At 68.1% G+C, this 1954-nt stretch carries 1 protein-coding gene; it reads left to right on the forward strand.

Going from position 1 to position 1954, the window contains the following annotated elements:
• Positions 1–31 precede the first annotated feature (31 nt).
• Positions 32–1954 (forward strand): type I polyketide synthase (locus ABZ707_RS33405; protein ID WP_360182653.1); only part of this gene is annotated, 1923 nt, incomplete at its 3' end.

The following is a 1954-nucleotide window of genomic DNA, read 5'->3' on the forward strand; positions in this document are numbered from 1 at the left end:
GTCGGCGGGTGAGGGTGCGGTGTCGTTGGCTGTGGTGGACGGTACCGGGCAGCCCGTGCTGTCGGTCGAGTCGCTCGCTCTGCGGGCCGTATCCGCGGAGCAGATCAGCTCCGCGTCGCCAGCGGGCGGGCACGAGTCGCTGTTCCGTGTCGAGTGGTCCGCCGTCCCGGCGTCCGACGCTCCCGCCGGCACGGTGGCCGACTGCACGGTACTGGGCGAGCCCCGGGACCTCGGACTCAAGGTGTCGGACGTCCCTGGCTCCGCGTACGCGGATCTCACAGCACTGGTATCGGCCTCGGTACAGGACACCGAGATGCCCAGCGTGGTACTGGTCGCGCCGACCGCCGAGGCAGGCGACTCGGTGGTGGGGGGTACGCACGGGAGTGTGGTGCGGATGTTGGGGTTGCTTCAGGGGTGGCTTGGGGATGAGCGGTTGGGTGGTTCGCGTCTGGTGGTGGTGACGCGGGGCGCGGTGGCGGTTGATGCGGGTGAGGGGGTGGGGGGTCTGGGGCATGCGGCGGTTCGTGGTTTGGTGCGGTCGGCGCAGTCGGAGAATCCGGGCCGGTTTGTGCTGGTGGATGTGGATGATGCCCGTGAGTCGCTGGGTGCGGTGGTGGCGGCTGTGGCTTCGGGTGAGCCGGAGGTGGCGGTCCGTAAGGGGCGGGTTTTGGTGCCGCGTTTGGTGCGGGCGGGTGTGGGGTTGCCGTCGGAAGTGCCGGCTTTTGGTGCTGGTGGGACGGTGTTGGTGACGGGTGCGTCGGGTGTGTTGGGTGGTTTGGTGGCGCGGCATGTGGTGGCGGTGCACGGTGTGCGGCGTTTGTTGTTGGTGAGTCGTCGTGGTGGGGCGGCGGAGGGTGCTTCTGAGCTGGCGGCGGAGTTGGCTGGTCTGGGTGCTGTGGTGGAGTGGGTGGCGTGTGATGTGGCGGATCGGGAGGGTCTGGCGGGGGTGTTGGCGGGGATTCCGGAGGAGTTCCCGTTGACGGCGGTGGTGCATACGGCGGGTGTGCTGGACGACGGTGTACTGGGCTCGCTCACGCCGGAGCGCTTCAACGGGGTGTTGCGTCCGAAGGTGGACGCGGCATGGAATTTGCATGAGTTGACGTTGGGGATGGGTCTGTCGGCGTTTGTGTTGTTCTCGTCGGCGGCGGGTGTGTTTGGTGGTGCGGGGCAGGCGAATTATGCGGCGGCGAACGCGTTTTTGGATGGGTTGGCGCAGTATCGTCGGGGGCTTGGTTTGGTGGGTTCGTCGTTGGCGTGGGGGTTGTGGGCGGAGTCGGGTGGGATGGGGGGTGGTCTGGGTGCGGGGGATGTGTCGCGGTTGGGCCGGGGAGGGGTGTCGGGTCTGACGGCCTCGGAAGGACTGGCGCTGTTTGATGCGGCGAGTTCATCCGCGGAGGCGGTCCTCGTTCCGATGCGTCTCGACCTGGCGGCGCTTCGCGCGCAGGTGAGCAGGGGTGAAGCACTCCTTCCGCTGCTCACCGGCCTGGTCCGCGTCCCGCTGCGCCGCGCTCTCGAAGCCGGCGCTCCTGTCGGGGCCCTGGCCCAGCGGCTCGCCGGTCTTTCGACCACCGCTGAGCAGCACGCCGTCCTGCTGGACATCGTGCGTACGCAGGTGGCCGCGGTCCTCGACTACGAGGGCGCACGGGAAGTGGAGTCGGGCAGATCCTTCCGTGAGCTGGGGTTTGACTCCCTCACCGCTGTCGAGTTGCGTAACCGATTGAATTCCGCGACCGGTATGCGGCTGCCGGCCACGCTGGTCTTCGACCATCCCACTCCCTTGGTGCTGGCCGATTTCCTGCGGACCGAAATGCTGGGCTCGGTGTCCAGCTCTCTCGTGCCGACCACGATCACCTCGCCGATTGATGAGCCGGTGGCGATTGTGGGGGTGGGGTGTCGTTTTCCGGGTGGGGTGGAGTCGCCGGAGGATTTGTGGCGGTTGGTGGTGGAGGGGCGG

It is taken from the genome of Streptomyces sp. NPDC006923 (assembly GCF_040635655.1).
GTDB lineage: Bacteria > Actinomycetota > Actinomycetes > Streptomycetales > Streptomycetaceae > Streptomyces.